A 15001-nucleotide genomic window follows, 5' to 3' on the forward strand; every position below is an offset into this window, starting at 1 on the left:
CGGGGTCCTGCGCGGTCAGCGCAGCGTGGGGGCGAACCAGCGGTTCACGAGACGGCCGACGAGGTTCAGCGCCAGCACCATGACGATGAGCACGAGCGCCGCGCCCCACGCGCTCTGCATCGCGATGTCGGGCACGCACGTGGCCGACTCCCCGCCCGGGCAGGTGGCCGTGCCCTGCATGTACTGCCGGTAGATGAACACCGGCAGCGTCATCATGCGCCCGTCCGTCGGGTTGACGTTGATCGAGTCGGTGACGCCGACGGTGACCAGGAGCGGCGCCGTCTCGCCGATCACGCGGGCGACAGCGAGCAGGACACCGGTCGTCAGGCCCGCCACGGACGTGCGCAGCACGACCTTGACGATCGTCAGCCACTTCGGCACGCCGAGGGCGTACGAGGCCTCGCGGAGATCGTTCGGCACGAGCTTGAGCATCTCCTCGCAGGAGCGCACGACGACCGGGATCATGAGCACCGACAGCGCGACCGCGCCGATGATGCCCATACGGACCGCCGGCCCGAGGATCAGCGTGAACAGCGAGATCGCGAACAGGCCGGCGACGATCGACGGGATGCCCGTCATCACGTCGATGAAGAACGTCACGGCGCGGGCGAGCGCCCCCTTGCCGTACTCCACGAGGTAGATCGCCGTGAGGATGCCGACCGGCACGGAGATCAGGGCGGCGACACCCGTGATGACGAGCGTGCCCATGATGGCGTGGTAGATGCCGCCGCTCGGGTCCCCGCCGAAGATGTTGCGCATCGACAGGGTGAGGAAGTCCATGCTCATCCGGGCGGCGCCGTTGCTCAGCACCGTCCAGACGAGGGAGACGAGCGGGGTCATCGCCAGGACGAAGGCGGCCCAGATGAGCACCTGCATGGTGCGGTCGGTCCGCCGGCGGCGGGTGTCGGGGGTGGTCAGCAGCGCCCGGGTGCGGGCGGTGGACTCGGCCGTGTCGGTGGCGGGTGCGGTCGCGCTCATCAGTTGGCCCCCGAGAAGTCCTTGCGGCGCGCGACGATGCCGCGCGCGAGCATGTTGACGGCCAGCGTGATGACGAACAGCACGAGGCCGGTGGCGATCAGCATGTTCACCGCGAGGCCGCTCGCCTCGGGGAAGTCCGCCGCGATGTACGCCGCGATCGTCTGCTGCTGCGCGCCCGCGAGGATCTTGAACGAGTACAGGAACCCGGGCGACAGGATCATCAGCACGGCCATCGTCTCGCCGAGCGCCCGCCCGAGGCCGAGCATCGCTGCCGAGATCACGCCCGAGCGGCCGAAGGGCAGCACCGCGGTGCGCACGACCTCCCAGCGGGTGGCGCCGAGGGCGAGGGCGGCCTCCTCGTGCAGCTTCGGCGTCTGCAGGAACACCTCGCGCGAGACGGCGGTGATGATCGGCAGGATCATCACCGCGAGCACCACCGCCACGGTCGCCATCGCGCGCGACGCCGACGAGACGTCACCCGCGAAGAGCGGGAACCAGCCGAGGTAGCGGTTCAGCCACTCCCACAGCGGCAGGGCCGCCGGCCCCAGCACCGAGATGCCCCACAGGCCGTAGATCACCGACGGGACGGCGGCCAGCAGGTCGACGAGGTAGCCGAGCACCTGCGCGAGCCGGCGCGGGGCGTAGTGCGAGATGAACAGCGCGATCCCCATCGCGACGGGCGTCGCCAGGCCCAGCGCCAGCGCGGCGGCGAGGAGCGTGCCGAACACCAGCGGGCCGACGAACCCGAGGAACGACGTGCCCTCCGGGAACCGCGGCACGGCCGCGGCCAGCTCGTCGGACCCCGCGGTCAGCGCCGGCCACGCCTGCTGCAGCAGGAACAGGGCGACGGCGGCCAGGACGGCCAGGATCAGGACGCCCGCCCCGACGGCGATCCACCGGAACACCCGGTTGAAACCTCGGTCGGTCGTCCGACGACGTGTCTTGCGTCGCCCCGCCGCCGACGGCGACGGTGGGCTGACGGTGGTGGTCACTCGTACTCCTCGATGCGCTGGGGGTCTTCCGACGCCGGAGCCGGTGGCCGGTCCGTCCGCGCCCCGGAGGGCGTCGTCACGGCCGGCCACCGGCGTCGGTGTCCGGGCTCGTCCGGGTGGTCAGCCGGCCGAGATCGCCTCGATCGACGGCAGAACCGCCTCGCGGATGTCGGCGGACAGCGGGGCGGAGCCCGCCGTGTCCGCGGCGGCCTGCTGGCCCTCCTCGCTGACGAGGTAGGTCATGAAGCCCTTGACGAGCTCCGCGGTGCTCTCGTCGGCGTAGGTGCCGCAGGCCAGCGAGTAGGAGACCAGCACGATCGGGTAGGTGCCCGGCAGGTCACGCTTCAGGTCGATCGAGTACACGCTGTCGGCGGTGCCCTCCGTGCGCGGCGACTGGGCCACGACCTCGGCGGCGGCCTCCGCGCTGTACGGGACGAACTCGTCGCCGACGCCGACCGCGACGGTGCCGAGCTGCCCGACCTGCGACGCGTCCGCGTAGGTGATGGAGCCCTCGCCCGCTTCGACGGCGGAGACGACGCCCGAGGTGCCCTGCGCGGACTCGAAGCCCTTGACCGGCCAGACGCCGGAGACGTCGTACGTCCACGCGTCGGGCGCCGCGGCGGCCAGGTACTCCTGGAAGTTCTCCGTGGTGCCCGACTCGTCGGAGCGGTGCACGACGGTGATGTCGGTGCTCGGGAGGTCGGCGTCGGGGTTGTCCGCCGCGATCGCCTCGTCGTCCCAGGCGGTGATCTCGCCGGTGAAGATGCCGGCGATGACGTCGGGCTTCATGTTCAGGGTGTCGATGCCGGGCAGGTTGAACGCCACGGCCACCGGGCTGACGTACCCGGGGAACTCGATGACGCCGCCCTCGCCGCACTGGGCCTCGGCGGCGGCCATCTCGTCGTCCTCGAGCGCGGCGTCGGAGCCGGCGAAGGCGTACGAGCCGTCGCCGAAGCCGGTGCGGCCACCGCCCGAGCCGACGGGGTCGTAGTTGACGGTGGCGTCGGGGTTCGCCGTCTGGAAGCCGGCACGCCAGGCCTCCATGGCAGCCTCCTGCGACGACGCGCCGCCACCGCTGAGCTCGCCGGACAGCGACGACGTCTCGCCCGAGTCGGTGGAGCCGCCGCTGCCGGTGTCGGCCTCGGGGTCGGAGCCGCACGCGGCGAGGGTGAGCGCGAGGGCGCCGACCGCGACGACGGATCCAGCACGGGGGAATCGGCTGAGCTTCACGTGTCGTTCCATCCTGTTCACGCGTTGGTTGCGCCGGCGGCCGCCGGCCTCGCTCGGCACGCTAGGGAGCCAAGGTGGCCCGGGGCCCAGGAGCAGGTGAACCGAAGGTGAACAGTGCGGGACGCCGTCCCCGGCGGGCCCGGGACGACGCACGAGGCCCCGCCGACACGACCGGTCGGCGGGGCTCCGCGTGTGCTCCGGGTCAGGCCTCGTCGTCGGCCAGCTTGTAGCCCAGCCCCCGCACGGTGAGCAGGAGCTGCGGCGTCCCCGGGTCCGTCTCGATCTTGGACCGGATCCGCTTGACGTGGACGTCGAGGGTCTTCGTGTCCCCGACGTAGTCGGCGCCCCACACCCGGTCGATGAGCTGCCCGCGGGTGAGCACCCGCCCGGCGTTGCGCAGCAGCAGCTCGAGCAGGTCGAACTCCTTCAGCGGGAGCGAGACCGTCTCGTCGGCGACGGTGACGGTGTGCCGCTCGACGTCCATGCGCACCGGCCCCACCTCCAGGACCGACTCGCCGTCCTCCTCGTGCCCGTTCGTCGGGGCGTCGGCCGCCCCCGGGCCGCGGCGCCGCATGACCGCCCGCATCCGCGCGAGCAGCTCGCGGAACGAGTAGGGCTTGGTGACGTAGTCGTCAGCGCCCAGCTCCAGGCCCACGACCTTGTCGATCTCGGAGTCCTTCGCGGTGAGCATGATGACGGGCACGTCGCCGCGCTGCCGCAGCTCGCGGCACACCTCCGTCCCGCTCAGGCCGGGGAGCATGAGGTCGAGCAGCACCAGGTCCGCCCCGCCGTCGTCGAACGCCGCGAGCGCGTCGACACCGTTCGACGCCTCGACCACCTCGTACCCCTCGCGGGTGAGCTGGTACGTCAACGGGTCCCGGTACGAATCCTCGTCCTCGACCACCAGGATGCGCGTCACGCGCCTACCTCCTCGTCAGAGCTGCCTGTACTGCCGGATGCCGTGCCGGCGGGCCCGCCCTCGGACGGGGGCCCGGCGGCGCCGGAGGGAGCCCTGCCGCCGGCGCCCCCGAGGGCGCGCGGCGGGTCGGGCAGGTCGTCGTGCGGCAGGTCCGCCGCCGGGATGCGCAGGGTGAACGTCGACCCCTTGCCGGGCTGGGACCACATCTGCACGTCGCCGCCGTGGTCCGCCGCGACGTGCTTGACGATGCTCAGGCCGAGGCCGGTGCCGCCCGTGTCCCGCGACCGGGCGGGGTCCACCCGGTAGAACCGCTCGAAGACGCGGTCCTGCTCGTCGGCGGCGATGCCGATGCCCTGGTCCACCACGTCGATCTCGACGAGACCGTCGCGCTCGCGCACGCCCACCCCCACGCGGGTGTTCTCCGGGGAGTAGGACACGGCGTTGTCGAGCAGGTTGCGCACGGCGGTGACGAGGAGGTTGTGGTCGCCGTAGACGACGGCGTCGGTGTCCCCGCCCGCGGTGATCGTGATGTTCTTGCCCTGCGCCGTGGTGCGGGCGCGGTCGACGGCCTCGTCGACGACCTCGCGCACCCCGATCGCGGAGACCTCCTGCAGCGCGCCCGCGACCTGCAGGCGGGAGAGCTCGATGATCTCCTGCACGAGCGCGGACAGCCGGGTGGCCTCGGCCTGCATGCGCTCGGTGAACCGCCGCACGGCCACGGGGTCGTCCGCGGCGTCCTGCACCGTCTCCGCGAGCAGGGCCAGCGCCCCGACTGGCGTCTTGAGCTCGTGGGAGACGTTGACGACGAAGTCCCTGCGGATCGCCTCGACGCGGCGTGCCTCCGTGCGGTCCTCCGCCAGCACGAGCAGCAGCTCGGGGCCGACGGTGGCCACGCGGACCTGCAGCAGCACCGTGCCGGAGCCGATCGGCCCGCGCGGGAGCTCGAGCTCCTCCTCGCGGATCACCCCGTCGCGGCGCACCTGCCGGACGAGGTCGACGATGGCAGGATGGGCGAGCGCGTCGTCGCGCACCACCCCCAGGGCGTAGGCGGGCGGCGACGCCCGCACGACCTCGTCCTCGGCGTCGAGCACGACGGCGGCCGAGCGCAGCACGGCGAGCACGCGGACCAGGCCCTCGTCGAGCTCGGCGGGCGGCACCTCGGGCTGGCGTCGCTGCACCCGTTCCGAGATGCGGAAGGCGAGGGTCGCGACCACGCCCACCACGACGCCGAGGACGCCGGCGACGACCGCCGTGACGCCCGGGATGAAATCGTCCACCGTCTCAGCCTAGGCGGGCGCGGTCGGCCGAGCGGTCGGGAATCCGAACTGCTCAGCGACCCGTCGTCGACTGTTCACCTTCGAGGTGCCCCGCGTTCACCTTGTGGTCCTCGCCTCGTCCCCGGGGCGTGGCAGCCTCGGAGGGAGCCCCTTCCTGATCGAGAGGAACATCCATGCGTGAGATCTTCGAGGCCGAGCTGCGGCAGGTCGGTGACGACCTGATCGAGATGAGCCGGCTCGTGGAGTCCGCGGTCACCCGTGCGGGCACCGCGCTCCTGGACGCAGACCACCTGCTCGCCCAGGAGGTCATCGCGGCCGACCATGCCATCGACCGGCTCGAGAGCACCCTGGACGAGCGGTGCGTGCACCTGCTCGCGCAGCAGGCCCCCGTCGCGACGGACCTGCGCGTCGTGATCAGCGCGCTGCGCATCAGCGCCTCCCTCGAGCGGATGGGCGACCTGGCGCGCCACGTGGCCGAGGTCGCGCGCGGCCGGTTCCCGGGCCAGGCGGTGCCCGCGTCGACGCGGGAGACGTTCGCCAGGATGCAGGACGCGGCGGTGCACGTCGCCCAGCGCACGACGTCGCTGCTGGAGACGCGCGACGTCGCGCTCGCCGCCGAGATCGAGCAGGACGACGACCTGCTCGACGCCCTGCACCAGGACACGTTCGCGGCGCTGCTGGCTCCCGGGTGGGCGGGCGGCCCGCAGGAGACCATCGACGTCACCCTGCTCGGCCGGTACTACGAGCGGTTCGGCGACCACGCGGTGTCCGTCGCGCGCCGCGTCACCTTCCTCGTCACGGGCGACTTCGAGCCGGAGCCCGAGCCCGCCACGGAGGCCTGAGCCTCCACCGCGGCACCGGCACACCGTCCTCGGGTCGGCACACTTTCGTGCCGACCCGAGGACGGAGTGCCGACCCGGCCGCGTCAGGCCGGTCAGCCGGCCAGGGACGCCTCGAACGACGCACCGGACGCGTGGGCGAAGGTCGCGTCGACCCGGACCGTGCGACCACCGGTGACGTCGAGCCGGTCGTGCGCGGCGGTGACGCGGTGCAGCGGCCGGTCGAGGTCGATCTCGATCGTGGCGTGCTCGATCGACTTCGACGGCGAGGACACCGCGAGGTCGGCGGTACGCGCCGTCCCGGAGACCAGCACCGCGCACGGACCGGTCGCACGGACCGGCCCCTCGTCGGTCGCCCCGAACAGGTGGGCGAACAGGAACCACCGGCCCCGGCGCACCACTCGTACCACGTGCGCGGTCGCGTCCTGCCGCAGCACCTCGACGCCGAGCTCCTCGCGGTGGTCGGCGGCGACCTCGGCGGTGCGCTCGGCGCTCGCGCCCGGGAGGATCACGTAGCCGTACCGGCCGCCCTCCGTCCCTGTCGGGTGGGTGACGCACAGCGTCGCGTAGTGCCGGCTGCGCTCGACGTCGGATCCGCCGGTGTCGGCGCCGGAGTTCACGTCGCGCCACGTCCCGGAGCGGGGGGCCGAGTTGGCGCTGACCGCCTGATCCCCGAGGAACACGTAGCCGCCCACGCCCGCCACGTGGGCCCACGACGGCGCGGCGCTCTCGACCGGCCCGGTGACGGCGGCCCCGTCCAGCAGGAACGTCGGCGGGGAGCCGACGGCGGACCCGCGGTTCTCCACGACGGTGACCGCGTCGGACTCGGTGACGTCCACGCCCGAGCCGAGCGCGACCACGGCGTCGTCGACGAGGAACCACGACTTGCGGGCCCGCAGGTTCTCCAGGCTGTTGGTGAGGTCCATCCCGGCGGTGCCCCACCGGCCGGCGAGGCCGACACCGCCCGCCCAGGAGTTGCGCGCCCGCGGGATGCCGGTGCCCGCGCCCGACTCGCCGGAGCCGCGCACGGCGAGCGACGCCGTCGTGCCGGGCAGACGGTACGGGTCGACGGTGGGCCAGTAGTCGTCGGCGAACTGCCCCTGGTCTCCGTCCACGGACAGGTAGGCGGCGCCGTCGCCCTGGTGCCAGCCCAGGTTGTTCTCGTTGTTGCCCCACTCGTAGCGTCCGATCCGCGACGAGGACGTCGCGACGGTGTACGCCCAGCCCTCGCCGCGGTGGACCATCCGCTCCTGCGTGCCGAACTGCTGGTGGCCGACGGGCTCGGGCGCCGCCGCGACGCCGTCGTCGGCGAGCAGCGGGAGCGCGCGGGACAGGTCGGTGATCGAGGCCGAGGCCGTGTAGTCCTCCGTGCATCGGGTGAGCCAGCCCTTGGCCAGCTCCCGGTACCTGGTGCGGTACGGGTCGCCCAGGCCGGCGGCCAGCAGGAGCAGCGAGCTCGCGGTGGCGAACCCGTCGGTGAAGTCGCGTTCGTGCTCGCGGGACACGGCCCGGCCGCGGACCGTCTCCATCATGCGGCCGTGCCGGACGAACGGCGCGAACGAGCGCTCGGGGGCGTCGAGGATCACGGAGACGTCCGGGTCGGTGACGTCCCAGGGGCTGCCGGCGACCAGCATGAGCGAGCGCGCGATGCCGGCGAGCGCGACGTTGCCGTAGGTGCCGACGTACGGCAGGTACGAGTGGTCGATGTACGAGCCGTCGGCGTAGAAGCCGTTGCCGGACGTGACGTACCGGAAGAGGCTGCGCCGGCCGCCGCCGACGACGTCGCTCAGGGCGTCGCGCGCGAGGACCATGTCGGCCTCGTCGCGGGCAGTGATACCGCGCAGCAGGCACGCGAGCGCCTTGTCGGCGCGGTTGCCGCCGGTCTCGGCGAAGGTCCCGGTGCCGCGGAAGTTCGGGTTCGGGGTGAAGCGCCGGATCGCGGCGACGGCGGCGTCGCGATCGGCCTGCTCGAGCTCGCCGTCGACGAGGACCGACAGGTCGCCGAGGGTGCGCGGGATGCCGATCTCCCAGAACCACCAGTTGCCGGCCTTGCGGATCGTGAGGTTGTACCAGTGCTCGCTCATGTGCCGGTACCAGGCGACGATGCGCTCCGCCGTGGCGGGATCGCCGTGCTGGTCGGTGCCGCGCGTGGCCCAGGCGGTCGCGACGAGCAGGATCCGGGAGTACGTGAGGGAGATGTTGCCCTCCGTCGGGCCGCTCATCGGCAGGTCGGGCCAGAGATCGCCGCCCGCGGACGGCGAGGGCACCGCGCCGGCGAGCGCCTCGCGGGCGCGGGACGACAGGTCGGCGAGCTGCGCGGCGATCTGCGGGTGGTCCACGTCCAGGTCGGGCCCGCCGGTGAGGTAGTCGGCCCACCGCGTCCGCAGGGCGGCGAAACCGTCCGCGGCGTGCGCGGCGGGCAGGCCACGCCAGGCGCCGAGCAGGCCGGCGGCCGCGGGGACGGCCGCACCGGCCAGGAGGACGTGCCGGCGGGTGAGGCCGGGCCTGGCGGCGGTCGGGGGGTGCTGGTCTCGCATGGGGCGTCCCTTCGTCGTCGAACCGGAAACGCCTGGCCGGGCACGACGGCGTGCACGGCAGACGCTCGCCACAATGCCTCCTCACGATTTGTTTGGCAAGGTTCCGATCAACAACGCTCACACGCGAGGCCGCGGTGGACGTCCGCGTCACCCGCGGACCGGCCCGGGAGCGGGACGCACGACGGCCCCGCACCGTGCGGTGCGGGGCCGTCGTGATGCGCCGGGCGACGAGGATCAGCGGCCGCCCGTCACTTGCCCTGCGAGGCCACCGCGGCGATGGCCTCCTTGGCGGCCTCCGGGTCGAGGTACGTGCCGCCCGGGTTCGTGGGCTTCAGCGTGTCCTCGTCGAGCTCGTAGACCAGCGGGATGCCGGTCGGGATGTTCAGCCCGGCGATCGTCTCGTCGTCGATGCCGTCCAGGTGCTTGACCAGCGCGCGCAGCGAGTTGCCGTGCGCCGCCACGAGCACCGTCTTGCCTGCCTGCAGGTCGGGCACGATCGCGGACTCCCAGTACGGCAGCGCCCGCTCGAGCACGTCCTTGAGGCACTCGGTGCGCACCACGGGCGCGTCGGCGTAGCGCGGGTCGGCGTCCTGGGAGAACTCCGAGCCCAGCTCGATCTCGGGCGGCGGCGTGTCGTAGGACCGGCGCCAGAGCATGAACTGCTCTTCGCCGTACTGGTCGCGCACCTGCTTCTTGTCCTTGCCCTGCAGGTCGCCGTAGTGGCGCTCGTTGAGGCGCCAGCTGCGCTTGACCGGGATCCAGTGCCGGTCGGCGGTGTCGAGGGCGAGGTTGGCCGTCATGATCGCGCGGCGCAGCAGCGAGGTGTGCACGACGTCGGGCGCGACGCCGGCCTCGGACAGCAGGTCGCCGCCGCGCGTCGCCTCGGCCGTGCCCTTCTCCGACAGGGCCACGTCGACCCAACCGGTGAAGAGGTTCTTCGCGTTCCACTCGCTCTCGCCGTGGCGGAGCAGCACGAGGGTGTACGTCATGGGCCCCATCCTGCCTCCTCCGCCACGGCGCCTGCACCGCGGGCCGGATCCCGGACGCCCGCCACCCCGCCTGCCGAACATGTGGTTAGTCCGGGATTCGAGCCGTCAGTCCCGGTGCGACCACATGTTCGACGGCGAGGAACCGCATGGTCAGGCGTCCGCGCGCTCCAGCACGAAGACGGGGATCTCGCGGTCGGTCTTCTTCTGGTACTCGGCGTAGTCCGGGTAGGCGGCCACCGACCGCTCCCACCACAGCGCCTTCTCGTCGCCCGTGACCTCCCGGGCGACGTACTCGTGCTTCTCGGGGCCGTCCTGCAGCTCGACCCGCGGGTGCGCCAGGACGTTGTAGTACCAGACGGGGTGCTTCGGCGCACCGCCCAGGGAGGCGACGACGGCGTACGCGCCGTCGTGCTCCACCCGCATCAGCGGCGTCTTGCGGACCTTGCCCGTCCTCGCCCCGACGGTGGTGAGGACGACGACGGGCATCCCGCGGAGCGTGGTGCCCGTCGTCCCTCCGGACTCCTCGTACTTCGCGACCTGGTCGGCCGCCCACTGCGACGGGCTGGGGACATACTCTCCGGTGATCGGCATACCTCGTGCAATCGTGTGCCCGGGCCCAGCATTCCCGTCCCGCCGAACATGGGGTTCGTCCGGGACTTACGGACTCGTTCCCGGATCCAGACCATGTTCGGCCGCGAGAATAGACATGGTCGACGGTGGCGGCGTGAGCGCTCGACGCTGCCCACAGCCACCGTCCCGACCGGCGTCGTCCCCACGGGCCGCAAGATCGCCACGACACACGCCACGGACTCGGCAGGGTCCCCGGCATGCGCCGCACCGTCGTCCCCGACTCCCTCGCACGACTCGCCCGCCACCAGGCAGGGCTCGTCACGACCGTGCAGGCTCGCACGCACGGCATCAACGCCGACTCCCTGACCGCCCTGGTCCGGCACCGTCGCTGGACCAGGGTGTGCCGGGGCGTCTACGACGTCCGTCTCCCGGACGGCGACGCGTGGACCGGCCCCGGCACGCCCTCGACGGCGACCGCGCTCGGTTCCCCGACCTGGGTCGCCTCCCGCCGCCGACTGCGGGCGGTGTGGACCGCGCTCCTCGCGTACGGGCCCGGCGCGGTCGCCGTCGGCCGGTGCGCCCTGGTGCTGCACGGGGTGGCGGGCCTCCCGGCGACGATCCCCTCGGAGGCGGCGCTGCCGCGGGCGAGCAACCGGCGCGACATGGAGGGCGTCTCGCTCCGGCAGTTCGACGACGGGATGCGGACCGTCACGGTCGGCGGCCGGCGGACAGCAGCACTGGACTGGGCGCTCGCCCAGGCCGTCCCGGAGCTTCCCCGCAGGAACGGGCTCGCGGTCCTCGACTCGGTCCTGCACCAGGGCACGCTCTCCCGGCGCGAGGTCGAGGCGACTCACGACCTGGCCAGAGGGCGTCGTGGCATCGCGTCACGACACGACCTCTTCGAGCTGGCCGACGGTCGTGCCGAGTCACCGCTGGAGTCCTTCGCGCGGCTCGAGTGTGTCGACGGCGGGGTGGAGCCGGACACGCTCCAGCTGCCGCTCGCGGACCACCGGGGAGGTCGTCGAGCCAGGGGTGACCTGGCCTGGCGGCTGCCGCGTGGTCGCCATCTGGTGGTCGAGATGGACGGCTCGGAGTTCCACTCGGCGCCGGAGGCGGTGCGTGCGGACCGCCTGCGACAGAACCGGATCGTCAGCACGGGTCGGGTCGACGTCCTCCGGTACGGGTACGAGGTTCTCGACGTCCTCGCCCAGGAGGTCCGGTCGTTCCTGAACCGTGCCCGTTGAGGCCGACCATGCGGTTCCGGGGTGTCGAACATGTGATTGGTCCGGGACTGGAGGAGTCGATCCCGGACCAACCACATGTTCGGCACCCGTGGGGGTGGGGGGTCAGCCGGGACGGCGGGTGCGGTGGACCTTCGCCGCCTGGGCGTAGACGTCCAGCGTGGCCACGGCCGCGCGGTCCCAGCTGAACCTCTCGCTGGCGCGGCGCGCCCCGCCCGCCAGGCGGGAGAGGCGCGCGTCGTCGCCCAGCAGGTCACCGAGCACCCGCGCCCACGTCCACGGGCTGTGGTCGGGCACGAGGACGCCCGACACGTCGTCCTGCACCACCGTCCGCAGCCCGCCGACCGCCGCCGCGACCACCGGGACGCCGGCCGCCTGCGCCTCGGCCGCGACCAGCCCGAAAGACTCGCTGTGGCTCGGCACCGCGACCACGTCGGCCGCCCGGAAGTACTCCACGAGCGTCTCGCGCGGGGCGGCCGGACGGACGACCAGGTGGTCGCTCACCCCGACCTGGTGGGCCAGGGCCTCCAGCTCGCGCACCGCCGTCGGGCGCCCGCTCGCGCCGCCCACGACCACCAGGGCCGGGACGTGCGGGCCGCCGCCGTCGCGCCAGGCCTCGGCCGCGTCGCGCGGCCCGGCGCCCGCCGGCACCGACTCCGCCGCGTGGTCGGCCAGCACGCCGAGCGCCCGCACGAGCACGTCCGGGCCTTTGAGCAGCTGGACCCGCCCCGCGAACAGCACCACCGGACGGTCCGTCGGCAGCCCGAGCCGCTCGCGCGCCGCCCGCCGGCCGTCGGTGCCCTCCGGGGGCGGGGCGAAGGCGGCGAGGTCGACCCCCGGCGCCACGACGTGCACGCGGTCCGGGTCCGCCCCGTACCCGGCGACCAGGTCGTCGGCCTCCTCGCGGGTGGAGGCGACGAGCCCGTCCGCGGCCGCGACGACCTGCTCCTCCCCCACGACCCGCCCCAGCGGCTCCGGCGTGTCGCCGGGCGCGAGCGCGGCATTCTTCACCTTCGCCATCGTGTGCATCGTGTGCACCAGCGGCACGTCCCACCGCTCCGCGGCGAGCCACCCCACCTGCCCGGACAGCCAGTAGTGGCTGTGCACGACGTCGTACCATCGCGGCGGGCGGTGCGCCTCGGCCCGCAGCACCCCGGCCGTGAAGGCGCACAGCTGGCCGGGCAGGTCGTTCTTGTCCAGCCCCTCGTACGGCCCCGCCTGGACGTGCACCACGCGGATGCCCGGCTCGGCGTCGACCACCCGGGGCTGGGACGACGACGTGGCCCGCGTGTAGATCTCGACCTCGGCGCCCCGCCGCGCCAGGCCCCGGGCGAGCTCGAGCTCGTAGACGTTCATCCCGCCGGCGTCCCCCGTGCCCGGCTGATCGAGCGGCGACGTGTGCACGGACAGCATCGCGACGCGGGGGCCCCGCCCCGGCGCCGTGGCGTGCTCCTCGCCCGGGCCGCCCATCACGCCTCCAGCACGCAGGCGGGTGGCGTCGGCATCGCGTACCGCGAGGTGACCTCGCCGGTACCGGTCACCGGGTCGAGCGCGACCGTCGCGAGCTCGCGGGTGCCCTGCAGCGCCACGACGACCAGCTCGGCGTCCTGCCCGTCGTCCGGCGACGCCACGACGGCGTGGTGCCGGGGCCACCCGCCGTCGCCGAGCGGCACGTCGGCCAGGTGCTCCAGCACCGGCGGCGCCCCACCGTCCGGTCGGCGCACCCGGTGCACCGCCAGCACGTCCGACCCGCGCACCGTCACGTGCAGCCGGGTCCCGTCGGCGCTCAGCGTGACGTGCGCGGCGAAATGCGTGCCCGCCTCGGCGCCGGGGTGCAGCGGCACGGCGGACGCCGGCGACCAGCCGTCGCCGTCGCGCACCAGCACGTGGGCGCGGGCGTCGAGCTCGCCGACGACGACGAGCGAGCCGTCGGGGAGGCGGACCAGGTGGCGCGGCCCCGTGCCCGGCGGGAGGGTCGCGGCGACGCCGGCGTCGCCGCCGTCCGCGTAGCGCCTCAGCACGTCCGCGCCCAGGTCGCTGACCAGCACCTGCCCGTCGACGTCGGCCACGAAGTGCGCGTGCGGGCCGCCCTGCCGCGCCGCGACCGGGCCGCTGCCGGACCCGGCGAAGGTACGCGGCGCCCCGGCGGCGAGCCGGCCCGAGCCGGCGTCCACCGACGCCGCGGCCGCGACGCCGTCGCCGTAGTTCGCCACCCACACCTCCGCGCCGCCCGCCAGGACGTGGCAGGGGGCGTCGCCGCCGCTCGGGACGGCCCCCGCCGGCACGAGCTTCGCGTCCGTCCCCGGCTCCCCCTCGACGTCGAAGGCGAGGAGGGAGCCCGCGGGCGTCTCGCTCACCGCGTACAGGGTGCGGCCGCCGGGGTGCAGCGCCAGGAACGACGGCGCGGCCGCCGCGGCGGCGAGCCGCCCGCCCCGCACGCGGCCGTCGGCGCGGTCGACGTCCACGGACCAGATGCCCTCGCCGCTCCCGGCCGCGGCACCCGGTGCCGGGTAGGTGCCGATCCACAGGGCGCGCGAGGTCGATTCCGTCATGCCCCCAGACTATGAGGTCGCGCGGACAGGCAACGCCGGCCGAGCGTCGCCCCGGCACGCACCTCGCAGCGTTGTCCTCGCTCGAATGGGCTCCGCCCGTCCTTCGCTCGTCCGCCTCGCGAGGCACGCACCGGGACACCGCTCGCCTCGACGCTGCCTGTTCGCGCGACCTCTATGACCGCGCACGCGACCGCCCGCACGGACGACGACGCCCCGCCCGGTGTCCCGGGCGGGGCGTCGTCGGGGCCGCCGGTCGGCGGCCGTGCGGGGCCGCGGTCAGTGCGCGGCCTCGTAGGCGGACAGGACCGCCGCCGGGATGCGGCCGCGGTCGCTCACCTTGTGGCCGTTCTCGCGGGCCCACTCGCGGATCTTGGCGAGCTGCGCCCGGTCGGTCTGCGTGCGGCGGGCCGGGGTGCGCGCGCCGGCGGCGCGACCGGCCTGCTTGCGGCCGTGGCCGATCCACGTGGCGAGGGCGTCGCGCAGCTCCGCCGCGTGCTTCGAGGTGAGGTCGATCTCGTAGGAGACACCGTCGAGAGCAAAGGTCACGGTCTCGTCCGCGTCGCTGCCGTCGATATCGTCGATCAGGACGATCTGCTGCTTCTGCACCACGGGTGGGCACCTTTCCGGCGATTCGAAGAATACTTTCCCGCAAAGAATGCCTTTGTCACTGCCGCGATGTCAATCTTCACACCCGGAAATCAGCTCACTTGGCGTCGATCATGCCGGGGCGCGCGGACTCGTCCAAGCGGTCGAGCGCCTCACGCTCGTTGCGGTCGGCGTGCATGATCTTGCGCATGGCGAGCCAGAACAGCAGCCCGACACCGATCGACGGGACGAGTCCCGCGATGATGGCCCAGAACGTGCTCATGTGGATCTC

General features: G+C 73.7%; 14 protein-coding genes. 2 read left to right on the forward strand and 12 right to left on the reverse strand.

The window, feature by feature from the left end; all coding sequences use genetic code 11:
* Positions 1–15 precede the first annotated feature (15 nt).
* The 5 genes from pstA to EYB28_RS17740 all read right to left on the reverse strand — a co-directional run bounded on the left by pstA (position 16) and on the right by EYB28_RS17740 (position 5396).
* Positions 16–978 carry a phosphate ABC transporter permease PstA gene (gene pstA / locus EYB28_RS17720; RefSeq protein ID WP_166850668.1) on the reverse strand — a complete coding sequence of 321 codons (963 nt, stop codon included), beginning with the start codon at positions 976–978 and terminating at the stop codon, positions 16–18.
* A complete protein-coding gene (pstC, locus tag EYB28_RS17725; RefSeq protein WP_166850671.1) occupies positions 978–1970 on the reverse strand; it encodes a phosphate ABC transporter permease subunit PstC in 993 nt (330 codons plus the stop codon). Before pstC ends, pstA begins: the two co-directional genes overlap by 1 nt.
* A 120-nt stretch (positions 1971–2090) precedes the next feature.
* Positions 2091–3200 carry a phosphate ABC transporter substrate-binding protein PstS gene (locus tag EYB28_RS17730; RefSeq protein ID WP_240930628.1) on the reverse strand — a complete coding sequence of 370 codons (1110 nt, stop codon included), beginning with the start codon at positions 3198–3200 and terminating at the stop codon, positions 2091–2093.
* 202 nt (positions 3201–3402) lie between these two features.
* Positions 3403–4119 carry a response regulator transcription factor gene (locus EYB28_RS17735; protein ID WP_166850677.1) on the reverse strand — a complete coding sequence of 239 codons (717 nt, stop codon included), beginning with the start codon at positions 4117–4119 and terminating at the stop codon, positions 3403–3405.
* Positions 4116–5396, reverse strand: a complete 1281-nt coding sequence (locus EYB28_RS17740; protein WP_166850680.1) for a cell wall metabolism sensor histidine kinase WalK — start codon at positions 5394–5396, stop codon at positions 4116–4118. Before EYB28_RS17740 ends, EYB28_RS17735 begins: the two co-directional genes overlap by 4 nt.
* A gap of 173 nt (positions 5397–5569) precedes the next feature.
* On the opposite strand from EYB28_RS17740, the gene phoU reads away from it, so the two are divergent.
* The gene (gene phoU / locus EYB28_RS17745; protein WP_166850683.1) at positions 5570–6238 is read left to right on the forward strand and encodes a phosphate signaling complex protein PhoU; all 669 of its coding nucleotides are present in this window, start codon (positions 5570–5572) and stop codon (positions 6236–6238) included.
* Between the two features lie 92 nt (positions 6239–6330).
* Here phoU and EYB28_RS17750 read toward each other — a convergent pair whose 3' ends face one another.
* The 3 genes from EYB28_RS17750 to EYB28_RS17760 all read right to left on the reverse strand — a co-directional run bounded on the left by EYB28_RS17750 (position 6331) and on the right by EYB28_RS17760 (position 10352).
* Entirely contained in the window at positions 6331–8772 is a 2442-nt protein-coding gene (locus tag EYB28_RS17750; protein ID WP_166850686.1) for a polysaccharide lyase 8 family protein, read from the reverse strand.
* A gap of 248 nt (positions 8773–9020) precedes the next feature.
* Positions 9021–9761 carry a phosphoglyceromutase gene (locus EYB28_RS17755; protein WP_166850689.1) on the reverse strand — a complete coding sequence of 247 codons (741 nt, stop codon included), beginning with the start codon at positions 9759–9761 and terminating at the stop codon, positions 9021–9023.
* Between the two features lie 150 nt (positions 9762–9911).
* Entirely contained in the window at positions 9912–10352 is a 441-nt protein-coding gene (locus EYB28_RS17760; RefSeq protein WP_166850691.1) for a nitroreductase family deazaflavin-dependent oxidoreductase, read from the reverse strand.
* 236 nt (positions 10353–10588) lie between these two features.
* Between EYB28_RS17760 and EYB28_RS17765 the strand changes: the two genes are divergently transcribed.
* Positions 10589–11575 (forward strand): type IV toxin-antitoxin system AbiEi family antitoxin domain-containing protein, encoded by a 987-nt coding sequence (locus EYB28_RS17765; RefSeq protein WP_166850694.1) that lies wholly within the window; start codon positions 10589–10591, stop codon positions 11573–11575.
* A 102-nt stretch (positions 11576–11677) separates the two neighbouring features.
* Here the strand turns inward: EYB28_RS17765 and mshA are convergent, their stop codons facing one another.
* The 4 genes from mshA to EYB28_RS17785 form a co-directional block, all read right to left on the reverse strand.
* Positions 11678–13042 (reverse strand): D-inositol-3-phosphate glycosyltransferase, encoded by a 1365-nt coding sequence (gene mshA, locus EYB28_RS17770; RefSeq protein ID WP_166850696.1) that lies wholly within the window; start codon positions 13040–13042, stop codon positions 11678–11680.
* The gene (locus EYB28_RS17775) at positions 13042–14124 is read right to left on the reverse strand and encodes a beta-propeller fold lactonase family protein (RefSeq protein WP_166850698.1); all 1083 of its coding nucleotides are present in this window, start codon (positions 14122–14124) and stop codon (positions 13042–13044) included. The genes mshA and EYB28_RS17775 overlap by 1 nt, the downstream gene beginning before the upstream one ends.
* A 276-nt stretch (positions 14125–14400) precedes the next feature.
* A complete protein-coding gene (locus tag EYB28_RS17780) occupies positions 14401–14733 on the reverse strand; it encodes an Lsr2 family protein (RefSeq protein ID WP_166850700.1) in 333 nt (110 codons plus the stop codon).
* A 94-nt stretch (positions 14734–14827) separates the two neighbouring features.
* Positions 14828–14992, reverse strand: coding sequence for a hypothetical protein (locus tag EYB28_RS17785; protein WP_166850702.1), 165 nt, complete (start codon positions 14990–14992; stop codon positions 14828–14830).
* Positions 14993–15001 lie beyond the last annotated feature (9 nt).

It is taken from the genome of Isoptericola sp. BMS4 (assembly GCF_011634835.1).
In the GTDB taxonomy this organism is placed as follows: Bacteria; Actinomycetota; Actinomycetes; order Actinomycetales; family Cellulomonadaceae; genus Isoptericola.

What these genes read in the sequence shown, in the direction of transcription:
- pstA (WP_166850668.1), bottom strand. Translation starts at nt 978, where the DNA reads ATGAGCGCGACCGCACCCGCCACCGACACGGCCGAGTCCACCGCCCGC.
- EYB28_RS17775 (WP_166850698.1), bottom strand. Translation starts at nt 14,124, where the DNA reads ATGACGGAATCGACCTCGCGCGCCCTGTGGATCGGCACCTACCCGGCA.
- phoU (WP_166850683.1), top strand. Translation starts at nt 5,570, where the DNA reads ATGCGTGAGATCTTCGAGGCCGAGCTGCGGCAGGTCGGTGACGACCTG.
- EYB28_RS17755 (WP_166850689.1), bottom strand. Translation starts at nt 9,761, where the DNA reads ATGACGTACACCCTCGTGCTGCTCCGCCACGGCGAGAGCGAGTGGAAC.
- EYB28_RS17760 (WP_166850691.1), bottom strand. Translation starts at nt 10,352, where the DNA reads ATGCCGATCACCGGAGAGTATGTCCCCAGCCCGTCGCAGTGGGCGGCC.
- EYB28_RS17750 (WP_166850686.1), bottom strand. Translation starts at nt 8,772, where the DNA reads ATGCGAGACCAGCACCCCCCGACCGCCGCCAGGCCCGGCCTCACCCGC.
- EYB28_RS17765 (WP_166850694.1), top strand. Translation starts at nt 10,589, where the DNA reads ATGCGCCGCACCGTCGTCCCCGACTCCCTCGCACGACTCGCCCGCCAC.
- EYB28_RS17785 (WP_166850702.1), bottom strand. Translation starts at nt 14,992, where the DNA reads ATGAGCACGTTCTGGGCCATCATCGCGGGACTCGTCCCGTCGATCGGT.
- mshA (WP_166850696.1), bottom strand. Translation starts at nt 13,042, where the DNA reads ATGGGCGGCCCGGGCGAGGAGCACGCCACGGCGCCGGGGCGGGGCCCC.